This is a genomic window from Streptomyces sp. NPDC012769 (assembly GCF_042901205.1).
In the GTDB taxonomy this organism is placed as follows: domain Bacteria; phylum Actinomycetota; class Actinomycetes; order Streptomycetales; family Streptomycetaceae; genus Streptomyces.
On the sequence record NZ_JBIBCP010000002.1, the window covers coordinates 1 to 26915 of the forward strand.

Here is a 26915-nt window from a genome sequence, read left to right on the forward strand (position 1 = left end):
CATTCCGAACCCGGAAGCTAAGCCTTTCAGCGCCGATGGTACTGCAGGGGGGACCCTGTGGGAGAGTAGGACACCGCCGAACAATCATTGTGGGAGAGCCCCGCACCTTATGGTGCGGGGCTTTTCTGCGTTCACGGCCCGGTCGGAAAGCAGGCCGGCAGAGCTCGTCTCCGTGAGGGAGCGCGAGCTCAGAGCCGGCCGGCTGCCTTGAGGGCGAGATAGGCGTCCGCGAGGGCGGGCGCGAAGTCGTCCGGGGCGGAGTCCACGACGGTCACGCCGTGGCGCTGGAGCTGTTCCGCGGTGCGGAGACGCTGGGACTGGGCCTGTGTCGCGGCGGCGGCCTCGTAGACGCCCTCGATCGTGCCCCGGGTCGCGGCCATGCGGGCGACGTGCGGGTCGGAGGGAGAGGCCACCAGGACCGTGTGGCGCTGGGTGAGCTGGGGGAGGACCGGGAGGAGGCCCTCCTCGACGGGGGCCGCGTCCAGGCCCGTGAGCAGGACGATCAGGGAGCGGCGCGGAGCCCGGGCCAGGGCGGTGGCGGCCAGGCCGCGGGCGTCGGTCTCGACCAGTTCGGGTTCGAGCGGGGCCAGCGCGTCCACCACGGCGGGAAGGACGTCGCTCGCGGAGCGGCCCTGGACCTGGGCGCGCAGACGGCGGTCGTAGGCCAGCAGGTCGACGCGGTCGCCGGCGCGGGAGGCCAGGGCGGTGAGGAGCAGGGCGGCGTCTATCGCCGCGTCGAGGCGGGGGACGTCACCCACGCGGCCGGCGGTGGTGCGGCCGGTGTCCAGGACGATGAGGATGTGGCGGTCGCGTTCGGGGCGCCAGGTGCGTACGGCGACCGCGGTCTGACGGGCGGTGGCCCGCCAGTCGATGGAACGGGTGTCGTCGCCGGGGACGTACTCGCGGAGGCTGTCGAACTCGGTGCCCTCGCCGCGGGTGAGGACGCTGGTGCGGCCGTCGAGTTCGCGGAGGCGGGCCAGGCGCGAGGGCAGGTGCTTGCGGCTGGTGAAGGGCGGCAGGACGCGGACGGTCCAGGGCACGTTGTGGTTGCCCTGGCGGGCTGCGAGGCCGAGCGGGCCGTAGGAGCGGACCGTGACGCGTTCGGCGCGGCGGTCGCCCCGCCGGGTCGGACGCAGGGACGTGGTGACGCGGCGGCGTTCGCCGGCGGGGACGGTCAGCTTCTGACGTGCGGGGGCCTGGGCGGCGCTCGGCGGCCAGGCGTCGCGGAGCTGGGCGCGGAGGCGGCGCCGGGACGGGTTGGTGACCGTGAGCTGGACGTCGGCGCCGTCACCCAATCGAACAGCTGTATCACCAGTTCGAGTGAACTGGAGCGTTCGCACTGGCGCGGCCATGGCGTAGTCGCACAGAATTGCGAGTGTGAGGGGCGCGTTCACCGCGAGCATCCCGGCCCAGCTGGGCGCGAGGATGCCCACGGGGAGCGACCCGATGGCGGCGAGCAGGGCGGTTCGTCCGGTGAGGGCCATGGGGGCGCCGTTCTCAGCGGGGTACGGGGACGTGGGCGAGGATCGACTGGAGGACGGAGTCGGAGGTGACTCCCTCCATCTCGGCCTCGGGCCGCAGTTGGACGCGATGGCGCAGGGTCGGCAGGGCCAGGGCCTTCACATCGTCCGGGGTGACGTAGTCCCGGCCGGTGAGCCACGCCCAGGCACGGGCGGTGGAGAGCAGTGCGGTGGCGCCTCGGGGGGAGACGCCGAGGGTGAGCGAGGGGGATTCACGCGTGGCACGACAGATATCGACGACATAGCCGGCGATCTCGGCGGAGACCGTCACCTTGGCCACCGCTTCGCGGGCGGCCTGGAGTTCGGCGACCCCGGCGACGGGACGGACTCCGGCGGCCTTCAGGTCGCGGGGGTCAAAGCCCTGGGCGTGCCGGGTGAGGACATCGATCTCGTTCTCGCGTGAGGGCAGCGGGACCGTCAGTTTCAGCAGGAACCGGTCGAGTTGGGCCTCGGGCAGCGGATAGGTGCCCTCGTACTCGACCGGGTTCTGGGTGGCGGCGACGAGGAACGGCTCCGGCAGCGGGCGGGGTGTGCCGTCCACGGTGACCTGGCGCTCCTCCATGGCCTCCAGGAGCGAGGACTGGGTCTTCGGGGGCGTCCGGTTGATCTCGTCGGCGAGCAGCAGATGGGTGAAGACCGGGCCGGGCTGGAAGGAGAACTCGGCGGTCCGGGCGTCGTAGACGAGCGAGCCGGTGATGTCGCTGGGCATCAGGTCCGGGGTGAACTGCACGCGCTTGGTGTCGAGTTCGAGCGCGGCGGCGAGCGCCCGCACCAGGAGGGTCTTGGCGACGCCGGGGACGCCCTCGAGCAGGACGTGGCCCTTGCAGAGCAGGGCGACGACGAGACCGGTGACGGCGGGGTCCTGGCCGACCACGGCCTTCCCGATCTCGGTGCGCAGGGCCTCCAGGGAGGCGCGGGCGCTGTCCGAGCTCATCACGGTCTCGGGGGTCGGGGCGCTCATGAGGTGCGTACCTCTCTTTCGAGGGCGTCGAGTTGGTCCGTGAGGCGGATGAGGGCGGCGTCGTCGGCGGGAGCCGGGCCGAAGAGGAGGTCCCGGTGCTGCGCGGCGGCGGGGAGCCGGGAGGAGAGTGCGGAGAGGAGCAGATCGGGGGAGTGGGCGTCCTTGGCGGGGACGCCGAGGAGCGGGGCGATCCGGCCGCGGGTCGCGGTGCGCAGGACGGTGGCCGCGCGGTCGCGGGCGTCGGCCCTGCGGTAGAGGCGGGCGCGGCCCTCGGTGGCCTCGGAGGCACGGACGGCGACGGGCAGGCGCTCGGGAACCAGGGGGCCGAGGCGGCGGCCGCGCCAGATCGCGGCGAGGACGGCGGCGACGGCGAGCTGGAGGGTGCCCCACAGCCAGCCGGAGGGGATCAGGCCGAGGAAGGTGCCGGTGGCGTCGTCGGCGGCGTTCGGGTCGGCGGGTACGTCGGTGAGCGAGGGGAGGTACCAGACGAGATGAGGGCGGGAGCCGAGGAGTTGCAGAGCGAGGGAGGCGTTGCCCTGCTGGGCGAGACGCCTGTTGGTGAGGAGTTCGGCGGAGCCGAGGAGGACCGTGTCGGCGGTGCCGGTGCCGGGGAGGCGCACCAGGGTCGGCAGGCCGTCGGAGAGGTAGCAGGCATCGGCGGAGGTCGCGCCGGTGACATAGCGCTCGCCGCCCAGGTCGACGCTGCCGGCGCGGGTGGCGGCCGGGAGGGCGCAGTCGGGCTCCAGGGCGGAGACCGTGGTGCTGAGGTCGGCGTCGACTCCGGGGGCGAGGGTTCCGAGGGAGGCTGTGCCGGGGCCGAGGAGGACGGTGCGTCCGGCCGAACCGGTCATCGCCTGGTACAGGGCGGTCTGCTGCTCCCCGGTGAGCAGGTCCGGGGTGGTGACGAGGAGGGTGGAGTCGGCTCCGGTGGCGGCGGTGGCCTCGGCGAGGCTGTCGGAGACGGTGAGCCGCACGCCCTGGGCCTTGAGGAGCTCGGCGACGGCACGGCTGCCCTGAGGCGCGGCGGAGCGCGGGTCCAGACGGCCGTGGTGGCCCCCGGAGCGCAGGGTGGCCAGGATGACCCCGCCGATCAGGAGCAGGGCGACGATCAGCAGGGTGCCGCGGGCGCGGGTCCAGAGCCGGCGGGGCGTGAGCGAGGTCGAGGTGCTGCTCCTGGCCGGCCGGGTCATCGGGGCGCCTCCGTGAAGGCGGGCGCCGCGGCGGCGGCCGTGTCGAGGGTCGGCCTGGCCCGCTCCACGGCGGTGTCCAGCTGCTCGATGCGGCGGTACGCGGGTTCGTCGGCGGTGCGGCCGCCGTATGTGACGTCGTCGAAGGCACGGGCGGCGGACCTCAGGCCGTCGGCGTGGGCCGGCAGGGAGCGGGCGGCCTCGGCCGCCGCCTCGTCGGCGGTGCGGCCGGGCCGCGGGTCGAGCAGGGTGCGTTCTTCGAGGGAGCGGACGATCGCCCGCATGCGTTCCTGGACGGCCTGGTTCCACTGGCCGGCGGAGGCGTGGCGGGCGGCGGCGGCCCGGTGGTCGGCGGCCGTGCGGGGGCCGTCGTCGAAGAGTGAGTCGCCACCGGCCGTGGGCGTGCGGTGGGGTGTGCCCAGACGCCACCAGAGGGCGGTGACCAGGGCGAGCACGACGATGACGACGGCCACGACGCCGACGACGCCTCCCGGCGTCGCGTGTGCGGCCGTGTCGAAGAGGCCGCCGACCCAGTCCCAGAAGCGGTCGAGTCCGCGCTGGAGCAGGCTGGGATCGTTCTCGTGGTACATCGGCTTGGACAGTTCCCGCTCCGCCGCCTCCCGGGCGGGGACGCGGGGAACGTCCACCGGTACGTCGCCGGTCGTGCCCCCCGTGATGGTCACGCCATCAGCCTCCGTAGCCGGGGAGTCCGGCGGCGCGGCCGAGTTCGAGGTCGAGTGCCTCGCGGCGGATGCGCTGGTCGATGTAGAGGAGGACGGTCACCCCGGCGGAGACCGGGTAGGCGATGGCGTTGGTGATGACCCCGCCGATGCCGGTGATGATCAGGAACGACCAGCTGTTGTCCGCGACGCTGCCGTCGAGCAGGCCGCCGAGGCCGTTGCCGGAGGCGGCGCCGGCGATGAGGACGAACGGCACCGCGATGATCATCGCCAGGATGAACACCAGGAGCTGGGTCAGGATGCTGATGCCGAAGATCCGCCACCAGGAGCCCTGGACCAGCTTGGCCGAGCGCTGCAGCGCCTTCATGACGCCCTGGCGCTCCAGCATCAGCGCGGGCGAGGCGAGGCTGAAGCGGACCGTCAGCCAGAGCACGACCACGAAGGCGCAGGCACCGCCGAGGAAGGCGAGTCCCGCGCCGCCGCTGCCGCCGAGGAGCAGGCCGGGCAGCAGTCCGACGAACATGACGGCGGCGCTCAGCAGGGGCACGAGCAGGGTCAGCCCGAGCAGCTGGAGCAGCCGCGGCCGGGCCTCCTGCCAGGCGGCTCCGAGAGTGACCGGGCGGCCGAGGACGGCGCGGCTGATGACGACGGTGAGCAGGGCGGCGCTGACGAGGGTGGCGGCCACCATGATGAGGAAGGCCGGACCCATCCCGATCACCTGGGCCTGCGCGGCGTCCATGGACTGCGCGAGCGCCTCGGCGGGGCTGGCGTCCGGGTGGACCGGCTCCGGCGCGGGGACGAGATAGCGCTGGGCGAGGATCTCCGCGACCTGCATGACGACGGCGACGGTGACGCTGACGGCGAGGACGGTCTGCCAGTAGCGGCGCAGGGTCGTCACGGCGCCGTCGAGGATCTCGCCCAGGGTCAGCGGGCGCAGCGGGATCACACCCGGCTTCGCGGCCGGCGGCGGGCCCCACTGTCCGTGCGGCGGCGGGGCGCCCCAGCCGGGGCCGCTCTGCGCGCGGGCCGGCGGCGGTGCGCCGTGCACGGGGGCGGTCGGCGGCTGCCACTGCCCGGCGGGAGGCTGGTCCTTGGACCACTGGGGGGCGGAGTCGTTCGCGTCGCCGGGCGAGGAGGGCCGGGGCACGCCGGCGTTGTCCTGGCCGTCGGAGGGAGCAGATCCGGGCGAGGCCCAGCCCGGAGTGTCGTTCACGGTCGTCCACCTCGAGGAATGGTCGCGGGGCCGGATCGGCGAACCGGCTCGGTCTCTGCGGCCGACCGCCTGGCGCGGCGGGCCGGGGGCCATCGTGCCACGCGGGACCCGCCGACGGGCGGGCTCAGGCCCGGCTTCCCGGCGCGGGGCCCGCCGCCGAAGCGGCCGAGACCGTCAAGGCCCGGTCCATGGGCCGGAGCGGGCTGCGCAGGGTACGGTTCAGGACGGACACGGGGGCCACGGGGGTGACATCCACGTCTGACATCGACACCCACAGACACCGGCGGTCAACGGCGGGCAATCACGGACGTCACCGCAGGTCAGTGAGGTATCTCACCAGCCGCCTTGAGACTGATACGGAAATGGGATGATGTCGATATGAAGGGACGCGTTCTTGTCGTCGACGACGACACCGCACTGGCCGAGATGCTCGGGATCGTGCTGCGAGGTGAAGGGTTCGAGCCGTCGTTCGTCTCGGACGGCGACAAGGCTCTCGCCGCTTTCCGGGAGGCCAAGCCCGACCTGGTGCTGCTCGACCTGATGCTGCCCGGGCGGGACGGCATCGAGGTGTGCCGGCTCATCCGGGCCGAATCCGGGGTGCCGATCGTCATGCTCACGGCCAAGAGCGACACCGTCGACGTGGTGGTGGGCCTGGAGTCCGGGGCCGACGACTACATCGTGAAGCCGTTCAAGCCGAAGGAGCTCGTCGCCCGGATCCGGGCGCGGCTGCGGAGGTCGGAGGAGCCGGCGCCCGAGCAGCTGACCATCGGTGACCTGGTCATCGACGTGGCGGGGCACTCCGTGAAGCGGGACGGGCAGTCCATCGCCCTGACGCCGCTGGAGTTCGACCTGCTCGTCGCCCTGGCCCGCAAGCCGTGGCAGGTGTTCACCCGCGAGGTGCTCCTGGAGCAGGTGTGGGGTTACCGGCACGCCGCCGACACCCGTCTGGTGAACGTGCACGTCCAGCGGCTGCGCTCGAAGGTCGAGAAGGACCCCGAGCGCCCGGAGATCGTGGTGACCGTCCGCGGTGTCGGTTACAAGGCAGGACCGAGCTGACATGAGTGCGGGCAGTACTGCTCCGAAGCCCGGGAACCCGGGAGTCCGTACGGGGCGGGCTGCCGGACCGGGACGCGGGGGTTCCTCGGGTCTCGGCCGTCTGCTCCAGGACGGGACACCGGGCGGTCGGGTGTTCCGGCTCCTCGCGCGCTGGGTGCGCCGCCCGCTGCTGCCCGCCGTACGGCTGTGGCGGCGCAACCTCCAGGTGCGGGTGGTCGCGGGCACCCTGCTCATGTCGCTCGGTGTGGTGTTGCTCCTCGGCCTGGTCGTCATCGGCCAGGTCCGCAACGGTCTGCTCGACGCCAAGGAGAAGGCCGCGCAGAGCCAGGCGGCCGGCGGGTTCTCCGCCGCCCAGGACCGGGCGGCCACCACGCCGCCCGCACCGGGCGGGCAGGACGGCGGCCGCAACGGCGTCTCCGTGAACTGGCGCTCCACCCTGGTCGAGCAGCTCGCCAGCGGCGGCCAGAGCGCGTTCAACGTCGTCGCGCTCTCCCTGGAGACCGGGGACATCGCGAGCCGCGGCGCCCGCGCCTCCGGCGAGGTCGATCCGACCACGAGCATCCCCGCCGACCTGCGGCACAACGTCGCCCAGGGCACCAGCACCTTCCAGACCTACGCCCGCATCCACTACACCAGCGGCAAGGCGTCCGAGCCCGGCCTGGTGGTCGGCAAGCGGCTGAACGACGCCGACGGCATCCCCTACGAGCTGTACTACCTCTTCCCGCTGACGCAGGAGGAGGACTCCCTCGCCCTGGTCAAGGGCACCCTGGCGACCGCCGGTCTGTTCGTCGTCGTTCTGCTCGGCGCCATCGCGTGGCTGGTGGTGCGCCAGGTCGTGACGCCCGTGCGGATGGCCGCCGGGATCGCCGAACGGCTCTCGGCGGGACGGCTCCAGGAGCGGATGAAGGTCACCGGCGAGGACGACATCGCGCGCCTCGGCGAGGCCTTCAACAAGATGGCGCAGAACCTCCAGCTGAAGATCCAGCAGCTGGAGGACCTGTCGCGGATGCAGCGCCGGTTCGTCTCCGACGTCTCGCACGAGCTGCGCACCCCGCTGACGACCGTGCGGATGGCGGCCGACGTCATCCACGACGCCCGGGCCGACTTCGACCCGGTCACCGCGCGCTCGGCGGAGCTGCTCGGCGACCAGCTCGACCGTTTCGAGTCGCTGCTGGCCGACCTGCTGGAGATCAGCCGCTTCGACGCGGGCGCGGCGGCCCTGGAGGCCGCTCCGATAGACCTGCGCGAGGTCGTACGACGGGTCATCGGCGGCGCGGAGCCGCTGGCCGAGCGCAAGGGCAGCCGGATCGTCGTCATCGGCGACGAGCAGCCCGTCGTGGCCGAGGCGGACGCCCGCCGCGTCGAGCGGGTCCTGCGCAACCTGGTCGTCAACGCCGTCGAGCACGGCGAGGGCCGGGACGTGATCGTGCGGCTGGCCGCCGCGGGCGGGGCCGTCGCCCTCGCCGTACGCGACTACGGCGTGGGGCTGAAGCCGGGCGAGGCGACCCGGGTGTTCAACCGCTTCTGGCGCGCCGACCCGGCCCGAGCCCGCACCACCGGTGGTACGGGCCTGGGCCTGTCGATCGCGGTGGAGGACGCCCGGCTGCACGGCGGCTGGCTCCAGGCGTGGGGCGAGCCGGGCGGCGGCTCGCAGTTCCGGCTGACCCTGCCGCGGACCGCGGACGAGCCGCTGCGCGGCTCCCCGATCCCGCTGGAGCCGGACGACTCGCGGCGCAATCGCGCGCAGGCGGCGGCCGGTGCGACGGACGGCGCCGGTGGCTCCGGCTCGGCCGGGCGCCTGACGGCGGTGCCGGCTCAGCCGGTGGGCGACCGTCCCGCCCTGCCCGTACCGCCGAGGATGTCGCAGGTGCCGCGGGCCGCGGTGGATCCGACGGCGCTGCCGGGCAGCGGTGCGCGCGTGGTGGCCAGGCCCGCGGACGGGAGGGCCGGGGCGGACGGCGACGGTGGTGAGGCGATGGCGGCGACGCGCGCCGAGGGGGAGGACGGAACAGGTGGGCGCTGACCTTCGAGGGAAGCGGCAGGCCCTGGGGGGTGTCGTGTCGCTCGGGCCGGATCAGGGACTCGGGCCGGATCAGGGAGCGGTGCCAGGCGTCGCGAGCCCGGCGAGGTCGGCGGGACGTCCCCTGGGGCGGGGACGGTCGATGCGCGGGACGGTGCTGCTGGCGTGCGGTGCGCTGCTGGTGGCCGGCTGCGCGAGCATGCCCGACAGCGGCGACGTGCAGCCGGTGAAGGCGTCCAACGCGGGCGACTCGCAGGTGCGCGTCTACGCCGTCGCGCCACGGGAGAACGCCGACCCGGACGAGATCGTCGACGGCTTCCTGGAGGCGATGACGAGTGACGACCCCGGGTTCGCCACGGCGCGGAAGTACCTGACGACGCGGGCGGCCGCCGCCTGGCGGCCGGAGGAGAGCATCACGGTGCTCACCAACGCCCCCGACCGCGACCCGGCCGATCACCTCGCCGACCCCGAGAGCAAGGGGCGGACGTATCCGATCTCCGGGCGGCGGATCGCGACGGTGGACGCCAGCCGCGCGTACCAGCCGCAGGCACCGGCCGAGTTCAACCAGCCGATCCACGTGGTGCAGCAGCCGTCCGCGGACGGCAAGAGCAAGGAATGGCGCATCGACAGCCTGCCGAAGGGGCTGATCCTCGGCGAGGCCGACTTCCTGCGCAACTATCGTTCCGTCAACAAGTACTACTTCGCCTCCGGCGAGAACTGGGTCGTCGCCGATCCCGTCTACATCCGGCAGCGCCAGGACCCGGTCACCCGCATGGATCCGGTCACCCAGACCGTCAAGGCACTGCTCGAAGGCCCGACGGGCTGGCTGAGCCCCGCCGTCGACTCGCGCTTCCCGTCCGGTACGCAACTGCGCGCGGGCGTGCGGACGCTGACGACGGACGACCAGTCGACCCTGAAGGTCCCGCTCAACTCCAAGGCCGACCACGTCAGTGCCCTGGCCTGCAAGGGCATGGCGGCGCAACTGCTGTTCACGCTCGGCGACCTGACGTCGGTGCGGGTCGAGCAGGTCGAGATCCAGGGCAGTGACGGCAAGGCGCTGTGCCTGCTGGGCAAGGGACAGGCCATCGAGGAGTACTCGCCGGTGCGCGACCCGCGCCGCGGTGAGAACCCGTACTTCGTCGACGGGCACGGCAAGCTGATGATGCTGTCGGTCGGCGGCAGGCAGCCCGACAAGCCGACCGAGGTGCCCGGTCCGTTCGGCAAGGGCGTGGTGCCGCTGCGCTACGTGGCCGTGGACCGCGAGGAGAGCCACGCCGCCGGCATCCTGCAGGAGGGGCGCGAGCTGCGGGTCGGCTCGATCACGGCCGACGAGGAACTTCCCGCCCCGGTGGTGATCAGCAGCGCCCTGCGGCCCGACGACCGGCTGTCGGCACCGAGCTGGGACGGTCGCGGCGACCTGTGGGTCGCCGACCGCAACCCGGTGAAGCCGCGGCTGTGGATGGTGCCGGGCGGCCAGGGCGAGCGGATCGAGGTCAGCACCCCGTGGCTGAAGGACGGTGCCCGCATCGAGTCGCTGCGGGTCTCCGCCGACGGCGTGCGGATCGCGCTGCTCGTCACCAAGGACAAGCGCACGACCCTCCAGATCGGGCGGGTCGAGCGCTCCTACGCCGAGGGGCGCGCGACCGTCTCCGTCATGGACCTGCAGAACGCGGCGCCCCGTCTGGAGTCCGTCGCCGCCGTCTCCTGGGCCGGTCCGAGCCGTCTCGTCGTGGTCGGTACGGAGACCGGCGGCGTGCAGCAGGTGCGGTACGTGCAGACCGACGGGTCCACCTCCACCTCGTCGGTCCTGCCGGGCCTCAACGGGGTCACGGCGGTCGCCGCGCCGGGCAACGAGCAGGCCCCGGTGGTCGCGGACTCGGACCAGGACGGCATCGTGCGCCTGGCGCCCGGGACGAACTGGCAGCCCATGGTCAAGGAGGGCGGCCACCCGGTCTACCCGGGCTGACCGCCACCCGGGCTGACCCTCCCGGTCCACACCCGGTCCACCGCCACCCGGTCCACCGGCTGCCGGTCGGCCGGGACGCCGCCACCGCCGGGCCCCTGGCCGCCGCGCCGAGGGTTTTCCACAGGGGTGGCCGGAGGGCGCCCGCAGGAGGACAGTGGAGCCATGCGGGGGTGGTGGCGAGAGTTCGCCGGGCTGATGCTGCCGGTCTCCTGCGGAGGCTGCGGAAGACCGCGTACGGCGCTGTGCCCGCCGTGCGCGGCGGAGCTGACCGGGACCGGCGCCCGCAGGGTGCGGCCGAGTCCCGAGCCGCACGGGCTGCCGGCCGTGCACGCCGCGGCGCCGTACGAGGGCGGGGTGCGCGCGCTGCTCCTCGCCCACAAGGAGCGCGGTGCGCTGCCGCTCGCCCGGCCCCTGGGCGACGCGCTGGCCACCGCCGTGGAGGCCGCCACACGGCCCCTGCGCGCGGCGGGGGACCCGCCGCTGCTCCTCGTACCGGTGCCGTCCTCACGGCGCTCCGTGCGGGCGCGTGGCCACGACCCGACCCGGCGGATCGCGCTCGCCGCCGCCGGGCGGCTGCGGCGGAGCGGACGGGCCGCGCGGGTGCTGCCGGTGCTGCGGCAGTGCCGGCCGGTGTCCGACCAGGCGGGGCTCGGCGCGCGCGGACGGCTCGCCAACCTGGCCGGGGCCCTGGAGGTCTCCCGCGGCGGATTGCGGCTCCTGGACGAGGCCGCGCGGGCGGGCGGACGCGTGGTGCTCGTGGACGACCTGATGACGACCGGGGCGTCGCTCGCCGAGGCCGCGCGGGCGCTCGCGACGGCCCGCCACTCCGTACACCGTCCGTACATTCCTGGATTACCGGACAGCCCGGAGGGAGAGACGGCGGAAGGACTATTCGAACGGCCGGTGGCGGCCGTAGTCGCCTCTTCTCCCACCTCGTTCGAAATAAACCGGAACTCCCGGAGAAGTTGCATCGTTGCAGGTGGTGAGAGGTGAGAACACCCGAATGGAGGTAACTGACGCCAGCGGGTGCCGACACCCGTCCGAAGGAGCTATGTTCGGTTGTGAGGAATGGCGAATGCTACGCCTCACCGAATAACGGGTGCGCCTACCGGACAGGAGTTCAGGGCGAATTAACCTCAGGTTGGTGGGGTGGGGAGCTTGTCGACGGGGGAGGAGGAGGTCAGGTCGCCAAGTCCGAGACTCCGGTAATCGCCGGGGTCTGGTGCAAAGGGAGAAGCTCGCCGGCCAAGGAGCCGTACCGAGCGATCCGGGAACGGAGTTCTGCGTGGACATCGTCGTCAAGGGCCGCAAGACCGAGGTGCCCGAGCGGTTCCGGAAGCACGTGGCCGAGAAGCTGAACCTGGAGAAGATCCAGAAGCTCGACGGCAAGGTGATCAGCCTCGACGTCGAGGTGTCCAAGGAGCACAACCCGCGGCAGGCCGACCGGTCCGACCGCGTGGAGATCACCCTCCACTCCCGAGGCCCGGTGATCCGGGCGGAAGCGGCGGCAGGCGACCCGTACGCAGCGCTCGACCTCGCCCACGGCAAGCTCGAGGCGCGACTGCGCAAGCAGCACGACAAGCGGTTCACCCGCCGCGGCAGCGGCAGGCTGTCGGCCGCCGAGGTCGCCGACGTGGTGCCCGGCGTCGCCGCGCTCAACGGGAGCGGCCAGGTGGTGTCCGAGGAGACCGGCGGAGTGCCCACCACGAAGATGGGCTCGCTCGAGGTCCAGGGCGAAGGCCCGCTGGTCGTTCGCGAGAAGACCCACAAGGCAGCACCGATGACGCTCGACCAGGCGCTCTACGAGATGGAGCTGGTCGGGCACGACTTCTATCTCTTCGTCGACTCCGACACCAAGCAGCCCAGCGTCGTCTACCGGCGGCACGCGTACGACTACGGCGTCATCCACCTCGAGAGCGACCCGCTCGCCGAGGGCGGCGGTGCGGGCGGTGCGCTCGGCGGCTGAAGCCCCGGCCGCGGACCGCACCGCGGACCGGACACCGCGGCCGACGACACCGACTCGGACCTCCACACACCGCAGACATGACACGGTGCCCCTGGAGCGCCCCTCGCGCTCCCAGGGGCACCCCTGTGCGACCGCGCGCGCCCCCGTGCGACCACGGGATCACCGCACGGCCGCCGGGGCATGAAATCATGGCGTGCACGCCAACCGGTGCTCCCCGAGCAGCGGTTGGGGACCGAATGCGAATCAGCACAACGACTTCAGGCCACGGCCTTCAGGGGGAGGAACGATGGCGGACGGCTTCGGGCCGGTGCAGGGCGGGCGACAGCTCCATGACGCGGTGAATTCGGAGGTATCGGATTCGGCCACCGGCGCGACACGCGAGGAGCCGATCCGGGTCCTGGTCGTGGACGATCACGCCCTTTTCCGCCGCGGTCTGGAGATCGTCCTCGCCCAGGAAGAGGACATCCAGGTCGTCGGCGAGGCGGGAGACGGGGCCGAGGCCGTCGACAAGGCCGCGGATCTCCTTCCCGACATCGTCCTCATGGACGTCCGGATGCCCAAGCGGGGCGGGATCGAGGCCTGCACCTCCATCAAGGAGGTCGCACCCAGCGCCAAGATCATCATGCTGACGATCAGCGACGAGGAGGCCGACCTCTACGACGCGATCAAGGCGGGCGCGACCGGATATCTCCTCAAGGAGATCTCCACCGACGAGGTCGCCACCGCCATCCGCGCGGTCGCCGACGGCCAGTCGCAGATCAGCCCGTCGATGGCCTCGAAGCTGCTCACCGAGTTCAAGTCGATGATCCAGCGCACCGACGAGCGCCGGCTCGTGCCGGCGCCCCGGCTGACCGACCGGGAGCTGGAGGTCCTCAAGCTCGTCGCGACCGGGATGAACAACCGGGACATCGCCAAGGAGCTGTTCATCTCCGAGAACACCGTCAAGAACCATGTGCGGAACATCCTGGAGAAGCTCCAGCTGCACTCCCGCATGGAAGCCGTCGTCTACGCGATGCGGGAGAAGATCCTCGAGATCCGCTGAGCGGACCGGCCGCCTCGCCGTCTCAGCCGAGGGCCTTCACCAGCTCGGGCGCGAGCTCCGGAGCGTCCACCCGCTCCACGGCCACCGCGTCGCAGCCCACCCACTCGGCTGCCTCGCGCAGTGCCCGCGCCACCGCGGGCACCGCCTTGGCACCGTCCAGCGAGACCTGCCGGGCGACCAGCGTCCGGCCGTCCCGCGCCGGGTCCACCCGCCCGACGAGCCGGCCACCGGACAGGACGGGCATCGCGAAATAGCCGTACACCCGCTTCGGCTTGGGCACGTACGCCTCGAGGCGGTGGGTGAAGCCGAAGATCCGCTCGGTGCGGGCCCGCTCCCAGATCAGCGAGTCGAACGGCGAGAGCAGCGTCGTGCGGTGCCGGCCGCGCGGCTCGGTCGCGAGCGCCGCCGGGTCGGCCCAGGCCGGCTTTCCCCAGCCGGCCACCGTGACCGGGACCAGACCCGAGTCCGCCACGACCGCGTCAAAGGCCTCGGCCTTGATCCGGTGGTAGTCGGCGATGTCCGCGCGGGTGCCGACACCGAGCGCCTCGCCCGCCTGCCGTACGAGCCGGCGCAGGCACTCCGTGTCGTCCAGGTCGTCGTGGAGCAGCGCGTCGGGAATGGCCCGCTCCGCCAGGTCGTACACCCGCTTCCAGCCGCGCCGCTCGGTGACCACCACCTCGCCGTACATCAGCGCCCGCTCGACGGCGATCTTCGAGTCGGACCAGTCCCACCACTCGCCCTTGTTCTTGGCGCCGCCGAGCTCGGTCGCGGTCTGCGGCCCCTCGGCCCGCAGCTGCGCGATCACCGCCTCGTACGCCCCGTCCGACAGCTCGTGGCCCCAGTGCGGGCGGTCGCGGTAGGCGCGGCGGCGGAAGGCGAAGAGCGGCCACTCCTCGACGGGCAGGATGCAGGCGGCGTGCGACCAGTACTCGAAGGCGTGACCCTCCGTCCAGTACGCGTCCTCGACGGTGCGGCGGCCGACGGCGCCCAGGCGCGCGTACGGGATCAGCTCGTGCGAGCGGGCCAGCACGGAGATGGTGTCCAGCTGGACCTGCCCCAGATGCCGCAGCACGCCACGCACCCCGCCGCGCCGGTCGGGGGCTCCGAGGAATCCCTGGGCCCGCAGGGCGATCCGGCGGGCTTCGTCGGCGGACAGTTCGGCAGCGGGGCGCGGTGCGGCGGTCGTCATGATCCGCACCCTAGAGGGCGGCACTGACAACGGGCACGGGATTCCGACGAGAGGGGCAAGCACCACCGGTCCCCGGCCCCGCGCGCTCGGCCCGCCCCGGCTCGGGCCTCCGCCCGCGCGCTCGGCCCGCCCCGGCTCAGGCCTCCGCCCCGGCCTTCGCCGGGAGGTACGGCAGGGGCGCGGACAGGCCGAGGTCGGAAGGGAGCAGGGCGGCGAGCCAGGCGTCGCGGGCCGTGCCCTTGTTGACCAGGCCGGCGCGCTCGACGCCCTCCAGGACGAAGCCGACCCGTTCGGCCACCGCGCGCGAGGGGGCGTTGCCGACCTCGGCGCGCCACAGCAGGCGATGGACGCCGAGCGAGGTGAAGGCCCAGCGGGCCAGCGCGCCGACGGCCTCCGTCATGTAGCCGTGGCCGCGGTGCTCCCTGGCTCCCCAGAAGCCGACCTCGCGGATGCCCTCGCCCCTCGGGTGCAGTCCGACGGCGGCGATCAGCGGACCGCCCTGGAGGGGCTCGACGGCGAAGGCGTACTCCTTGTCCTCCCGCCAGCCGTCCGGCACCAGACGGGTCACGAAGAGTTCGGCGTCCGCGCGGGTGTAGGGCGAGGGGACCTGGGTCCAGCGCTGGATGTCGGGGTCCTGGCAGGCGGCGTCGACGGCGTCGATGTCCGCGGTGGTGAAGGGGCGCAGGCGCAGGCGGTCGGTGGTCAGTGTGATGGGCTCCATGACGGAATTCTGGTGACCCGCCCGGTCCGATGCGAACACTTTTCGGGCCGGGCGGCACCTTCCGGCGGCCTCGTGCGTTCTCTCTGTACGGGAGGCGTCACGGGCACGAGCGGGCTCCGGCACTGCGGGCCTCCCTTCGTGAGGGCGGTCTCGCTTACGATGGCCGTTGCGGTGGGGACCACCTGCCGTGCCCGTGCCCGAGTCATGACAAGACCCAGTGCCAGGCCCGACCGGCAAGGAGACCAGCCTCAGTGTCCGTCTTCAACAAGCTCATGCGTGCAGGCGAAGGCAAGATCCTGCGCAAACTGCACCGCATCGCGGACCAGGTCAACTCCATCGAAGAGGACTTCGTCACCCTCTCCGACGCCGAGTTGCGGGCGCTCACCGAGGAGTACAAAGAGCGCTACGCCAACGGCGAGAGCCTCGACGACCTGCTCCCGGAGGCGTTCGCGACCGTCCGCGAGGCGGCCAAGCGCGTGCTGGGCCAGCGCCACTACGACGTGCAGATCATGGGCGGCGCGGCCCTGCACCTCGGCTATGTCGCCGAGATGAAGACCGGTGAGGGCAAGACCCTCGTCGGCACGCTCCCCGCGTATCTGAACGCGCTGTCCGGCAAGGGCGTGCACCTGATCACGGTGAACGACTACCTGGCCGAGCGCGACTCCGAGATGATGGGGCGCGTCCACAAGTTCCTGGGCCTGAGCGTCGGCTGCATCCTCGCCAACATGACGCCGGCCCAGCGCCGCGAGCAGTACGCCTGCGACATCACGTACGGCACGAACAACGAGTTCGGCTTCGACTACCTCCGCGACAACATGGCGTGGTCCCAGGACGAGCTCGTCCAGCGCGGCCACAACTACGCGTGTGTCGACGAGGTCGACTCGATCCTCGTCGACGAGGCCCGTACGCCGCTGATCATCTCCGGCCCGGCGGACCAGGCCACCAAGTGGTACGGCGACTTCGCCAAGCTGGTCACCCGCCTCACCAAGGGCGAGCCCGGCAACCAGCTCAAGGGCATCGAGGAGACCGGCGACTACGAGGTCGACGAGAAGAAGCGGACCGTCGGCATCCACGAGTCCGGCGTCGCCAAGGTCGAGGACTGGCTGGGCATCGACAACCTGTACGAGTCGGTGAACACCCCGCTCGTCGGTTACCTGAACAACGCGATCAAGGCCAAGGAACTCTTCAAGAAGGACAAGGACTACGTCGTCATCGACGGCGAGGTCATGATCGTCGACGAGCACACCGGTCGTATCCTCGCCGGCCGCCGCTACAACGAGGGCATGCACCAGGCGATCGAGGCGAAGGAGGGGGTGCCGATCAAGGACGAGAACCAGACGCTCGCCACGATCACCCTCCAGAACTTCTTCCGCCTCTACGACAAGCTCTCCGGCATGACCGGTACGGCCATGACCGAGGCCGCCGAGTTCCACCAGATCTACAAGCTGGGCGTCGTGCCGATCCCGACGAACCGGCCCATGCAGCGCAAGGACCAGCCGGACCTGATCTACCGGACCGAGGTCGCCAAGTTCGCCGCCGTCGTCGACGACATCGCGGAGAAGCACGAGAAGGGCCAGCCGGTCCTCGTCGGCACCACCTCGGTCGAGAAGTCCGAGTACCTGTCGCAGCAGCTCAGCAAGCGCGGCATCCCGCACGAGGTGCTGAACGCCAAGCACCACGAGCGCGAGGCCGCGATCGTCGCGCAGGCGGGCCGCAGGGGCGCCGTCACGGTCGCCACGAACATGGCCGGCCGTGGTACGGACATCAAGCTCGGCGGCAACCCCGACGACCTCGCCGAGGCCGAGCTGCGGCAGGCGGGCCTGGACCCGGTCGAGCACGTCGAGGAGTGGGCGGCCGCCCTTCCGGGCGCGCTGGAGCGGGCCGAGAAGGCCGTGAAGGCGGAGTTCGAGGAGGTCAAGGAGCTCGGCGGGCTCTACGTCCTGGGCACCGAGCGCCACGAGTCGCGTCGTATCGACAACCAGCTGCGCGGTCGTTCCGGCCGTCAGGGCGACCCGGGCGAGTCCCGCTTCTACCTGTCGCTGGGCGACGACCTGATGCGTCTGTTCAAGGCGCAGATGGTCGAGCGCGTGATGGCCATGGCGAACGTGCCGGACGACGTGCCGATCGAGAACAAGATGGTCACCCGGGCCATCGCCTCCGCGCAGGGCCAGGTCGAGAGCCAGAACTTCGAGACCCGTAAGAACGTCCTGAAGTACGACGAGGTCCTCAACCGGCAGCGCGAGGTCATCTACGGCGAGCGCCGACGCGTCCTGGAGGGCGAGGACCTGCACGAGCAGATCCGCCACTTCATGGACGACACGATCGACGACTACATCCGCCAGGAGACCGCCGAGGGCTTCGCGGAGGAGTGGGACCTCGACCGCCTGTGGACCGCGTTCAAGCAGCTCTACCCGTGCAAGATCACGATCGAGGAGCTGGAGGACGCGGCCGGCGACCGGGCGGGCATCACCGCCGAGTTCATCGCCGAGTCGGTCAAGAACGACATCCACGAGCAGTACGACGCGCGGGAGAAGCAGCTCGGCTCGGAGATCATGCGTGAGCTGGAGCGGCGGGTCGTGCTGTCGGTCCTCGACCGCAAGTGGCGCGAGCACCTCTACGAGATGGACTACCTCCAGGAGGGCATCGGCCTGCGCGCGATGGCGCAGAAGGACCCGCTGGTCGAGTACCAGCGCGAGGGCTTCGACATGTTCACCGCGATGATGGAGGGCATCAAGGAGGAGTCCGTCGGCTATCTGTTCAACCTGGAGGTCCAGGTCGAGCAGCAGGTCGAGGAGGTCCCGGTGCAGGACGCGGCCCCGTCGCTGGAGAAGCAGGACGCCGTCCCGGCCGGCGCCGGCCGCCCGGAGATCCGCGCCAAGGGCCTGGACGCCCCGCAGCGCCCGGACCGCCTGCACTTCACCGCGCCGAAGGTCGACGGTGACGGCTCGGTCATCGAGGGCGACTTCGCCTCGGACGGCGGAGCGGACTCGGGTGACGGCATGACCCGCGCGGAGCGCCGCAAGGCGCAGAAGAGCGCGGGCGGGCGTCGCCGCAAGAAGTAGCGAGAAGTGGCGTCGAGCACGACGCCACCACCGGAAGGGCCGGTCGCCAGGAGGCGACCGGCCCTTCCGGCATGCGGGGGGCGCGGGCCAGGTGTGCCTGCGCCGCTCGGGGCCGTGGTCCCAGATCCCTGGGGTTCATCCGATCGGGTACGGGGAGGGGCTGATCCGGCGGTCGGACACGGGACGAGGAGGTCGCCCAGGAGGGAAGCCTGACCGGGCTCTCGGCGGGGGCTCTCGGCGGCGCCCTCCGCGCGTCCTTCGGACGGGCCCCGTGGGGCCGTGGCGAGGGCCTCGGCCATGCCCCCAGGCGTACGGACAGCGGCGCCGGCTGATGGCAGCGCCGCTGGGCCCGCGTCCCACATGAAGGGCCGAGGGGCCGCTCGCTCGTTGGCGGCGGCTCCTCGGCCCTTCATGAAGCTGGTGCTCGGCCCTCTACGGCCCCGTCACGGCCCCGGGCGGCCCTGAGGGAGGTGCCAGGGGAGGCCGTCGAGTTCGACGGCCGCGCAGCGCCAGCGGCGGTCGGGGCCGCGCTCGAGGCGGAAGGCCATGGCGCGGACGCGTTCGCCGGTGGTGATGGTGGCGCAGGCTTCGACGGCGTCGGTGTGGCCCGGGAGGTGGGCCGAGCAGCGGCGCAGGACCGGGCGGGGGCCGGGGGAGCGGAGAGGGGTCGCGGGGGCGAGCTGGACGAGCTGTTCGTAGGCCTCGCCGATCGTGTGGCCCAGCATCCAGTGGACCGGGCGTTCCCCGCTCAGGACGGCGAGGAGGCGCTCGGCGAACATGACGTGCGGCGGCTGTGTCCGCCGCGGGCCGGTGCCCGCGCGGCCGCGCGGGCGGGTGCCGGCCGGACCGGAGGGGTGTCGGGTGTACGTGGTCATGCGGGTCCCCGTTCGTCGCGATGGGCCACCGGCTACTGGCCGGTAACTTCGTCGGGGGATCTTGTACGAGCCGGGGCCGGACCCCGGCAAGAGCTCTCCGTCACCACGCCCCGACACAGGGTGATTCACCTATCCGGGGGACCCGGGCCCCGTGCGCGCTCCCCGCGTATCCTGAGGGCGTCTCCGACTACGAAAGCGGCCAGCCATGCGCGTGTACGTCCCCCTGACCCTTCCCGGTCTCGCACAGGCGCACAAGGCGGGCGAGCTCGGACCCGGGCCGCTCACCGCCTACGCCGTCACCCCGGCGTTGCGCGAGTGGTACGTCTCCGACGACATCGAGGAGCTGGAGTACGCCGCCCTCAGCCGCGCCGCCGCCGCCTCGCTCCGGCTGCTCGCCGGCGACCCCGAGGCCGCCCGGCGCAGGGTCGTCGTCGCCGTGGACGTCCCCGACAAGGCCGCCGTCGTCGACCCCGACCGCGGGCTCGACGCGAGCGCCCTCGGCGAGGTCCGTATCGCCGCCGCCGTACCGCTGGCGAAGGCCGCCGCCGTGCACGCCGACGCCGACGACGCCGAGGCCGACGTGTCGGCCGCCGCCGCCGCGCTCGGGGCCGCCGACCAGGGCGACGACGACGCGCAGTTCGTCGTCGACGGGGCCGACGACCACGAGCTGCTCTGGTACGGGGTGCAGGAGATCCCGGGCCTGCTCGGCTGAACCTGCCGGTACCGTGGCTCCCCATGGGGAAGCATGCGAAGCACCTGGTCTGGGACTGGAACGGCACTCTGCTCGACGACATCAGCGCCGTCATCGGCGCCACCAACGCCGCCTTCGCCGAACTGGGGCTCGAACCGATCACCCTGGAGCGGTACCGCGACCTCTACACGGTGCCGGTGCCCAAGTTCTACGAGCGTCTGATGGGGCGCCTGCCCACCGGTGAGGAATGGATCGTCATGGACGACGCCTTCCACCGGCACTACTGGGCCCTGGCCGAGGCCTGCGTGCTCGCCGCCGGTGCCGCGGAGCTGCTGGCCGCCCGGCAGGCGTCCGGCTTCACCCAGTCGCTGCTCTCCCTCGCACCCCACGAGGAGCTGGTGCCGCTGGTGCGGCGGCACGGGATCGCCGAGCGGTTCGTGCGCGTCGACGGACGCACCGACCGCTCCACGGAAGGCAAGTCCGGGCACATGGTGCGCCACCTCGCCGCGCTCCAGGGCGTCGCGCCCGAGCGGGTCGTGGTGATCGGCGACGCGGCGGACGACGCCCGCGCGGCGGCGCACGTCGGGGCGAAGGCGGTGCTCTACACCGGCGGCTCGCACAGCCGGCGCAGCCTGGAGGCGGCCGGGGTCCCGGTCGTCGACTCCCTCGAAGAGGCCGTCGCCGTCGCGGAGGAGCTGGTCTAGGGGGCCTCCTGGGGGCGGCCGGGCGGCGGCGCGGTCGGCCGCACCGTCCCGGCCGGCGCGCCCCGGTGGGCCGCACCTCGGCCGTGCGGCCCCGGAGGGCGCGCCCAGCGGCCGCCCCCGGTCACCCCGTACCCGGCCCCCCTACTCCTCCGTCTCCCTCAGCACCTTCAGGAACTCCCGCATCCACATCGGGTGGTCCGGCCACGCCCGCGACGACACCAGGCGGCCGTCCACCACCGCCGCCGTGTCCCGGAAGGTCGCGCCCGCGGCCTGCATGTCGAGTTCCAGGGCGGGGTACGCGGTGACCCGGCGGCCCTCCAGGCTGCCGACCGCCGCCGTGAGGAGAGGTCCGTGGCAGATCTGGGCGACCGGTTTGTCCGCGTCGAAGAAGGACTTCAGGATCTTGCGGAGCTCCGGGTCGTTGCGCAGGTACTCCGGCGCCCGCCCGCCCGGGATGACCACGGCCGCGTAGGAGCCCGGGTCGACCTCCGAGAAGGCCAGGTCCGCCGGCCAGGTGTAGCCGGCCTTCTCCGTGTACGTGTCGAAGCCCGGCTCGAAGTCGTGGACCACGAACCGCAGCCGTTTGCGGGCCGGGGCCGCGATGTCGACCTCGTAACCTTCTTCGAGCAGTCGCTGATACGGGTACAACACCTCCAGCGACTCCGCCGCGTCCCCGGTCACGATCAAGATCTTCGCCATGGCGACTCCCAGATCCGTCAGATCCCTAGATCCCTGATGTCGATGTGCCCGGATAACCCTGCGTCGCTGTCCACACTGTCAAACTTCGCGCCCCGCTTTTGTACACATAAGGCTCATGACGGCCGGGGGGTCAACAGCGATAGGCTTTTCTCGTGATCAGCGCGATACGCCGAGGGGGCAGCGCAGCCCCCGGCTTCCGCCCGGTCCGCCACAGCGGCCGGGCCGACGGTGCGTTCGCCGATCCCCAGGGCCGGGTGGCCGAGAACCGCCCGGACATCTCTCATCGCGGCACAACGCCGACTTCGACCGGTACGACCGCGTCGTGGCGTTGTGTCCTTTCTTCCACCGACGTCACGCAATGGCGCGCGACAGGAGTCAGAGGACATGCAGACCAAGCTGGACGAAGCCAAGGCCGAGCTGCTCGATCGGGCTGCCCGGGTAGCTGAGAACAGCCCGGTCGGGGGGCGACTTCCGACAGGGCCGGAGAACGGGGAGCGTCCGGACCACGCGAGCCTGCTCGACTACCTCCAGCGCTACTACCTGCACACCGCGCCCGAGGACCTCACCGACCGCGACCCCGTCGACGTGTTCGGTGCCGCCCTGTCGCACTACCGCCTCGCGGAGAACCGCCCCCAGGGCACCGCGAACGTCCGCGTCCACACCCCCACGGTGGAGGAGAACGGCTGGACCTGCAGCCACTCCGTCGTCGAGGTGGTCACCGACGACATGCCGTTCCTCGTCGACTCCGTCACCAACGAGCTGTCCCGCCAGGGCCGTGGCATCCACGTCGTCATCCACCCGCAGGTCCTCGTCCGCCGCGACGTGACCGGCCGCCTCATCGAGGTCCTCGCCAAGCAGCTCCCCAAGGACGCCCTGCCGCACGACGCGCTCACCGAGTCCTGGATCCACGTCGAGATCGACCGCGAGACCGACAAGGCCGACCTCAAGCAGATCACCAACGACCTGCTGCGCGTCCTGTCCGACGTCCGCGAGACCGTCGAGGACTGGGAGAAGATGCGCGACGCCGCGCTGCGCATCGCCGACGGCCTGCCCGACGAGCCCACCGCCTCCGACCTGCGGCCCACCGAGGTCGAGGAGGCCCGCGAGCTGCTGCGCTGGCTCGCCGACGACCACTTCACCTTCCTCGGATACCGCGAGTACGAGCTGGTCAACGGTGACGCCCTGGCCGCCGTCCCCGGCACCGGCCTCGGCATCCTGCGATCCGACCCGCACCACAGCGGCGACGACCACCACGCCCACCCCGTCTCGCCGTCCTTCAACCGGCTGCCCGCCGACGCCCGCGCCAAGGCCCGCGAGCACAAGCTGCTCATCCTGACGAAGGCCAACAGCCGCGCGACCGTGCACCGCCCCTCGTACCTCGACTACGTGGGCGTGAAGAAGTTCGACGCCGACGGCAACGTCATCGGCGAGCGCCGCTTCCTCGGCCTGTTCTCCTCGGCCGCCTACACCGAGTCCGTTCGCCGCGTCCCGGTCGTCAAGCGCAAGGTCCAGGAGGTCCTCGACGGCGCCGGCTTCTCGCCCAGCAGCCACGACGGCCGCGACCTGCTCCAGATCCTGGAGACCTACCCGCGCGACGAGCTGTTCCAGACCCCGGTCGACCAGCTCCAGGCCATCGTCACCAGCGTCCTGTACCTCCAGGAGCGGCGGCGGCTGCGGCTCTACCTGCGCCAGGACGAGTACGGCCGCTACTACTCGGCGCTCGTCTACCTGCCGCGCGACCGCTACACCACCCGCGTCCGGCTGCGGATCATCGACATCCTCAAGGAGGAGCTGCACGGCACCAGCGTCGACTTCACGGCCTGGAACACCGAGTCGATCCTCTCCCGCCTCCACTTCGTCATCCGCGTCGAGCCCGGCACCGCGCTCAGCAAGCTGACCGAGGCCGACGTCGACCGGATCGAGGCCCGGCTCGCCGACGCCGCCCGCTCCTGGTCCGACGGCTTCGCCGAGGCGCTCAACTCCGAGCTGGGCGAGGAGCGCGCCGCCGAGCTGCTGCGCCGCTACGGCAACGCCTTCCCCGAGGGCTACAAGGCCGACCACTCGCCGCGCGCCGCCGTCTCCGACCTCGTCCACATGGAGGCACTGGCCGACAGCGACAAGGACTTCTCGCTCTCGCTGTACGAGCCGGTCGCCTCCGGCAGCGGCGAGCGCCGCTTCAAGATCTACAAGACGGGTGACCAGATCTCCCTCTCCGCCGTGCTGCCGGTCCTCAACCGGCTCGGCGTCGAGGTCACCGACGAGCGCCCGTACGAGCTGCGCTGCGCCGACCGCACCCACGCCTGGATCTACGACTTCGGTCTGCGCATGCCGCTCCCGACGGGCAACGGCGGCGACTACCTCGGCGACGACGCCCGCGAGCGCTTCCAGGAGGCCTTCGCCGCCACCTGGAACGGCGAGGCCGAGAACGACAACTTCAACTCGCTCGTCCTGTCCGCCGGGCTCACCTGGCGCGAGGCGATGGTGCTGCGCGCCTACGCGAAGTACCTGCGCCAGGCCGGTTCGACGTTCAGCCAGGACTACATGGAGGACACCCTCCGCAACAACGTCCACACCACCCGGCTGCTCGTCTCCCTCTTCGAGGCCCGGATGGCGCCGGAGCGCCAGCGCGCCGGCACCGAGCTGATCGACGGCCTCCTGGAGGAGCTGGACGGTGCCCTCGACCAGGTCGCCTCCCTCGACGAGGACCGCATCCTGCGTTCCTTCCTCACCGTCATCAAGGCGACGCTGCGGACGAACTTCTTCCAGAAGTCCGTGGACGGCAAGCCGCACTCCTACGTGTCGATGAAGTTCGACCCGCAGGCCATCCCCGACCTGCCGGCCCCGCGCCCCGCCTTCGAGATCTGGGTGTACTCGCCGCGCGTCGAGGGCGTCCACCTGCGCTTCGGCAAGGTCGCCCGAGGCGGCCTGCGCTGGTCCGACCGGCGCGAGGACTTCCGTACCGAGATCCTCGGCCTGGTCAAGGCGCAGATGGTGAAGAACACCGTCATCGTGCCGGTCGGCGCCAAGGGCGGCTTCGTCGCCAAGCAGCTGCCGGACCCGTCGCTCGACCGTGACGCGTGGCTGGCCGAGGGCATCGCCTCGTACAAGACCTTCATCTCGGCGCTGCTCGACATCACCGACAACCTGGTCGGCGGCGAGGTCGTGCCGCCGGTCGACGTGGTCCGCCACGACGAGGACGACACCTACCTGGTCGTCGCCGCCGACAAGGGCACCGCGACCTTCTCCGACATCGCCAACGGCGTCGCGGAGTCGTACGGCTTCTGGCTCGGCGACGCGTTCGCCTCCGGCGGCTCGGCCGGCTACGACCACAAGGGCATGGGCATCACCGCCCGCGGCGCCTGGGAGTCGGTCAAGCGGCACTTCCGCGAGCTCGGCCACGACACCCAGACCGAGGACTTCACCGTCGTCGGCGTCGGCGACATGTCCGGCGACGTCTTCGGCAACGGCATGCTGCTCTCCGAGCACATCCGCCTCGTCGCCGCCTTCGACCACCGGCACATCTTCGTCGACCCGAACCCGGACGCGGCCGTCTCCTACGCCGAGCGCCGCCGCCTCTTCGAGCTGCCCCGCTCGTCCTGGGCCGACTACGACACCACGCTCCTCTCGCCCGGCGGCGGCATCCACCCGCGTACCGCCAAGTCGATCCCGGTCAACGCGCACATGCGGGCCGCCCTCGGCATCGAGGACGGGATCACCAAGATGACCCCGGCCGAGCTGATGAAGGCGATCCTGCAGTCGCCGGTCGACCTGCTGTGGAACGGCGGCATCGGCACGTACGTGAAGTCCTCCGTCGAGTCCAACGCGGACGTCGGCGACAAGGCCAACGACGCCATCCGCGTCGACGGCCAGGACGTGCGCGCCAAGGTCATCGGCGAGGGCGGCAACCTCGGCGCGACCCAGCTGGGCCGCATCGAGTTCGCCCGCTCCGGCGGACCCGAGGGCGAGGGCGGCAAGGTCAACACCGACGCCATCGACAACAGCGCCGGCGTCGACACCTCCGACCACGAGGTCAACATCAAGATCCTGCTGAACGGTCTGGTCACCGAGGGCGACATGACCGTCAAGCAGCGCAACGTGATCCTCGCCGAGATGACCGACGAGGTCGGCTCGCTCGTGCTGCGCAACAACTACGCGCAGAACACGGCCCTGGCCAACGCGGTCGCCCAGTCGCCGTCCCTGCTCCACGCCCACCAGCGCTTCATGCGCCGCCTGGGCCGCGACGGGGCCCTCGACCGCTCGCTGGAGTTCCTGCCCAACGACCGGCAGATCCGTGAGCTGCTGGGCGGCGGCAAGGGCCTGACGCAGCCGGAGCTCGCCGTCCTCCTCGCGTACACCAAGATCACGGTGGCCGACGAGCTCATCGGTACGGAGCTGCCCGACGACCCGTACCTGCGCGGGCTGCTCCACGCCTACTTCCCGACGCTGCTGCGCGAGCGGTTCCCCGAGGCCGTCGACCACCACCCGCTGCGCCGGGAGATCATCACCACGGTCCTGGTCAACGACACCGTCAACACCGGTGGCTCGACCTTCCTGCACCGCCTCCGCGAGGAGTCGGGCGCGTCGATCGAGGAGATCGTCCGCGCGCAGACCGCCGCCCGGGTGATCTTCCGTCTGGCCGAGGTCTGGGACGCCGTCGAGGCGCTCGACAACAAGGTCCCGGCCGAGTTCCAGACCCGGATGCGCCTGCACTCGCGTCGTCTGGTCGAGCGCGGCACCCGCTGGCTGCTCAACAACCGGCCGCAGCCGCTCCAGATCGGCGAGACCATCGACTTCTTCTCGGAGCGGGTCGAGCAGGTCTGGGAGAAGCTGCCGCAGCTGCTGCGCGGCGCGGACCTGGAGTGGTACGAGTCGATCTTCGAGGAGCTGACCGCGGTCGGCGTCCCGGAGGAGCTGGCGCTGCGCGTGGCCGGGTTCTCCTCCGCCTTCCCGACGCTCGACATCGTCGCGATCGCGGACCGCGTCGGCAAGGACCCGCTGGCGGTCGCCGAGGTCTACTACGACCTGGCCGACCGGCTGCGGATCACCGACCTCATGGACCGGATCATCGAGCTGCCGCGGGCCGACCGCTGGCAGTCGATGGCCCGCGCCTCCATCCGCGAGGACCTGTTCGCGGCGCACGCCGCGCTCACCTCGGACGTCCTCGCGGTCGGGAACGGCACCTCCACGCCGGAGGAGCGGTTCAAGGCGTGGGAGGAGAAGAACGCGGCGATCCTGGGCCGGGCGCGCACGACCCTGGAGGAGATCCAGGGCTCGGACGCCTTCGACCTGGCGAACCTGTCGGTGGCCATGCGGACGATGCGCACGCTGCTCCGTACGCACAGCTGACCCTGTTCGTGGAGGAG

At 72.0% G+C, this 26915-nt stretch carries 19 protein-coding genes and 1 rRNA gene; 11 read left to right on the top strand and 9 right to left on the bottom strand.

Annotation, left to right across the window (positions count from 1 at the left end; all coding sequences use genetic code 11):
- Positions 1-82: ribosomal RNA gene (rrf, locus tag ACFY7C_RS08875) — 5S ribosomal RNA — on the top strand; the annotation flags it as partial.
- Between the two features lie 106 nt (positions 83-188).
- Here the strand turns inward: rrf and ACFY7C_RS08880 are convergent.
- From ACFY7C_RS08880 to ACFY7C_RS08900, 5 genes are read right to left on the bottom strand one after another with little or no spacing between them, the layout of a single operon-like run.
- Positions 189-1484: a DUF58 domain-containing protein gene (locus ACFY7C_RS08880; protein WP_389646127.1), complete on the bottom strand. Its 1296-nt coding sequence runs from the start codon at positions 1482-1484 to the stop codon at positions 189-191.
- 13 nt (positions 1485-1497) lie between these two features.
- Entirely contained in the window at positions 1498-2481 is a 984-nt protein-coding gene (locus ACFY7C_RS08885; protein ID WP_389646129.1) for an AAA family ATPase, read from the bottom strand.
- Positions 2478-3671 (bottom strand): DUF4350 domain-containing protein, encoded by a 1194-nt coding sequence (locus ACFY7C_RS08890; RefSeq protein WP_389646132.1) that lies wholly within the window; start codon positions 3669-3671, stop codon positions 2478-2480. The genes ACFY7C_RS08885 and ACFY7C_RS08890 overlap by 4 nt, the downstream gene beginning before the upstream one ends.
- Positions 3668-4351 (bottom strand): DUF4129 domain-containing protein, encoded by a 684-nt coding sequence (locus tag ACFY7C_RS08895; protein ID WP_389646135.1) that lies wholly within the window; start codon positions 4349-4351, stop codon positions 3668-3670. The genes ACFY7C_RS08890 and ACFY7C_RS08895 overlap by 4 nt, the downstream gene beginning before the upstream one ends.
- Positions 4352-4355: 4 nt before the next feature.
- Complete coding sequence (locus ACFY7C_RS08900; RefSeq protein ID WP_389646138.1) at positions 4356-5561, bottom strand: glycerophosphoryl diester phosphodiesterase membrane domain-containing protein; 1206 nt, start codon at positions 5559-5561, stop codon at positions 4356-4358.
- Positions 5562-5939: 378 nt separating this feature from the next.
- Here ACFY7C_RS08900 and mtrA point away from each other — a divergent pair, with 378 nt between their 5' ends.
- The 6 genes from mtrA to ACFY7C_RS08930 all read left to right on the top strand — a co-directional run bounded on the left by mtrA (position 5940) and on the right by ACFY7C_RS08930 (position 13611).
- Positions 5940-6617 carry a two-component system response regulator MtrA gene (mtrA, locus tag ACFY7C_RS08905; protein ID WP_197990047.1) on the top strand — a complete coding sequence of 226 codons (678 nt, stop codon included), beginning with the start codon at positions 5940-5942 and terminating at the stop codon, positions 6615-6617.
- A gap of 1 nt (position 6618) precedes the next feature.
- The gene (mtrB, locus tag ACFY7C_RS08910; protein ID WP_389646142.1) at positions 6619-8640 is read left to right on the top strand and encodes an MtrAB system histidine kinase MtrB; all 2022 of its coding nucleotides are present in this window, start codon (positions 6619-6621) and stop codon (positions 8638-8640) included.
- Between the two features lie 139 nt (positions 8641-8779).
- Positions 8780-10603 (top strand): LpqB family beta-propeller domain-containing protein, encoded by a 1824-nt coding sequence (locus ACFY7C_RS08915; RefSeq protein ID WP_389646145.1) that lies wholly within the window; start codon positions 8780-8782, stop codon positions 10601-10603.
- Positions 10604-10765: 162 nt separating this feature from the next.
- Complete coding sequence (locus ACFY7C_RS08920; protein ID WP_389646148.1) at positions 10766-11596, top strand: ComF family protein; 831 nt, start codon at positions 10766-10768, stop codon at positions 11594-11596.
- A gap of 292 nt (positions 11597-11888) precedes the next feature.
- The gene (gene hpf / locus ACFY7C_RS08925) at positions 11889-12569 is read left to right on the top strand and encodes a ribosome hibernation-promoting factor, HPF/YfiA family (RefSeq protein WP_389646151.1); all 681 of its coding nucleotides are present in this window, start codon (positions 11889-11891) and stop codon (positions 12567-12569) included.
- A gap of 286 nt (positions 12570-12855) precedes the next feature.
- Positions 12856-13611 (top strand): response regulator, encoded by a 756-nt coding sequence (locus ACFY7C_RS08930; RefSeq protein ID WP_389646154.1) that lies wholly within the window; start codon positions 12856-12858, stop codon positions 13609-13611.
- A gap of 22 nt (positions 13612-13633) precedes the next feature.
- Here ACFY7C_RS08930 and ACFY7C_RS08935 read toward each other — a convergent pair whose 3' ends face one another.
- Both ACFY7C_RS08935 and ACFY7C_RS08940 read right to left on the bottom strand, forming a co-directional pair.
- Positions 13634-14800 (bottom strand): winged helix-turn-helix domain-containing protein, encoded by a 1167-nt coding sequence (locus ACFY7C_RS08935; protein ID WP_389646157.1) that lies wholly within the window; start codon positions 14798-14800, stop codon positions 13634-13636.
- 136 nt (positions 14801-14936) lie between these two features.
- A complete protein-coding gene (locus ACFY7C_RS08940; protein ID WP_389646160.1) occupies positions 14937-15521 on the bottom strand; it encodes a GNAT family N-acetyltransferase in 585 nt (194 codons plus the stop codon).
- A 251-nt stretch (positions 15522-15772) separates the two neighbouring features.
- Between ACFY7C_RS08940 and secA the strand changes: the two genes are divergently transcribed.
- Positions 15773-18583 (top strand): preprotein translocase subunit SecA, encoded by a 2811-nt coding sequence (gene secA, locus ACFY7C_RS08945; protein WP_389646163.1) that lies wholly within the window; start codon positions 15773-15775, stop codon positions 18581-18583.
- Between the two features lie 443 nt (positions 18584-19026).
- Here secA and ACFY7C_RS08950 read toward each other — a convergent pair whose 3' ends face one another.
- Entirely contained in the window at positions 19027-19458 is a 432-nt protein-coding gene (locus ACFY7C_RS08950) for an Rv3235 family protein (RefSeq protein ID WP_389646166.1), read from the bottom strand.
- 205 nt (positions 19459-19663) lie between these two features.
- Here ACFY7C_RS08950 and ACFY7C_RS08955 point away from each other — a divergent pair, with 205 nt between their 5' ends.
- Positions 19664-20170, top strand: a complete 507-nt coding sequence (locus ACFY7C_RS08955) for a DUF6912 family protein (RefSeq protein WP_389646168.1) — start codon at positions 19664-19666, stop codon at positions 20168-20170.
- A gap of 23 nt (positions 20171-20193) precedes the next feature.
- On the top strand, positions 20194-20853 hold the full coding sequence (locus ACFY7C_RS08960) for an HAD family hydrolase (protein WP_389646171.1): 660 nt from the start codon (positions 20194-20196) through the stop codon (positions 20851-20853).
- 141 nt (positions 20854-20994) lie between these two features.
- On the opposite strand, the gene ACFY7C_RS08965 is transcribed toward ACFY7C_RS08960, so the two are convergent.
- The gene (locus ACFY7C_RS08965) at positions 20995-21552 is read right to left on the bottom strand and encodes a DJ-1/PfpI family protein (protein ID WP_389646174.1); all 558 of its coding nucleotides are present in this window, start codon (positions 21550-21552) and stop codon (positions 20995-20997) included.
- A gap of 384 nt (positions 21553-21936) precedes the next feature.
- On the opposite strand from ACFY7C_RS08965, the gene ACFY7C_RS08970 reads away from it, so the two are divergent.
- Entirely contained in the window at positions 21937-26898 is a 4962-nt protein-coding gene (locus tag ACFY7C_RS08970; RefSeq protein ID WP_389646176.1) for an NAD-glutamate dehydrogenase, read from the top strand.
- The last annotated feature ends 17 nt before the right edge of the window (positions 26899-26915 follow it).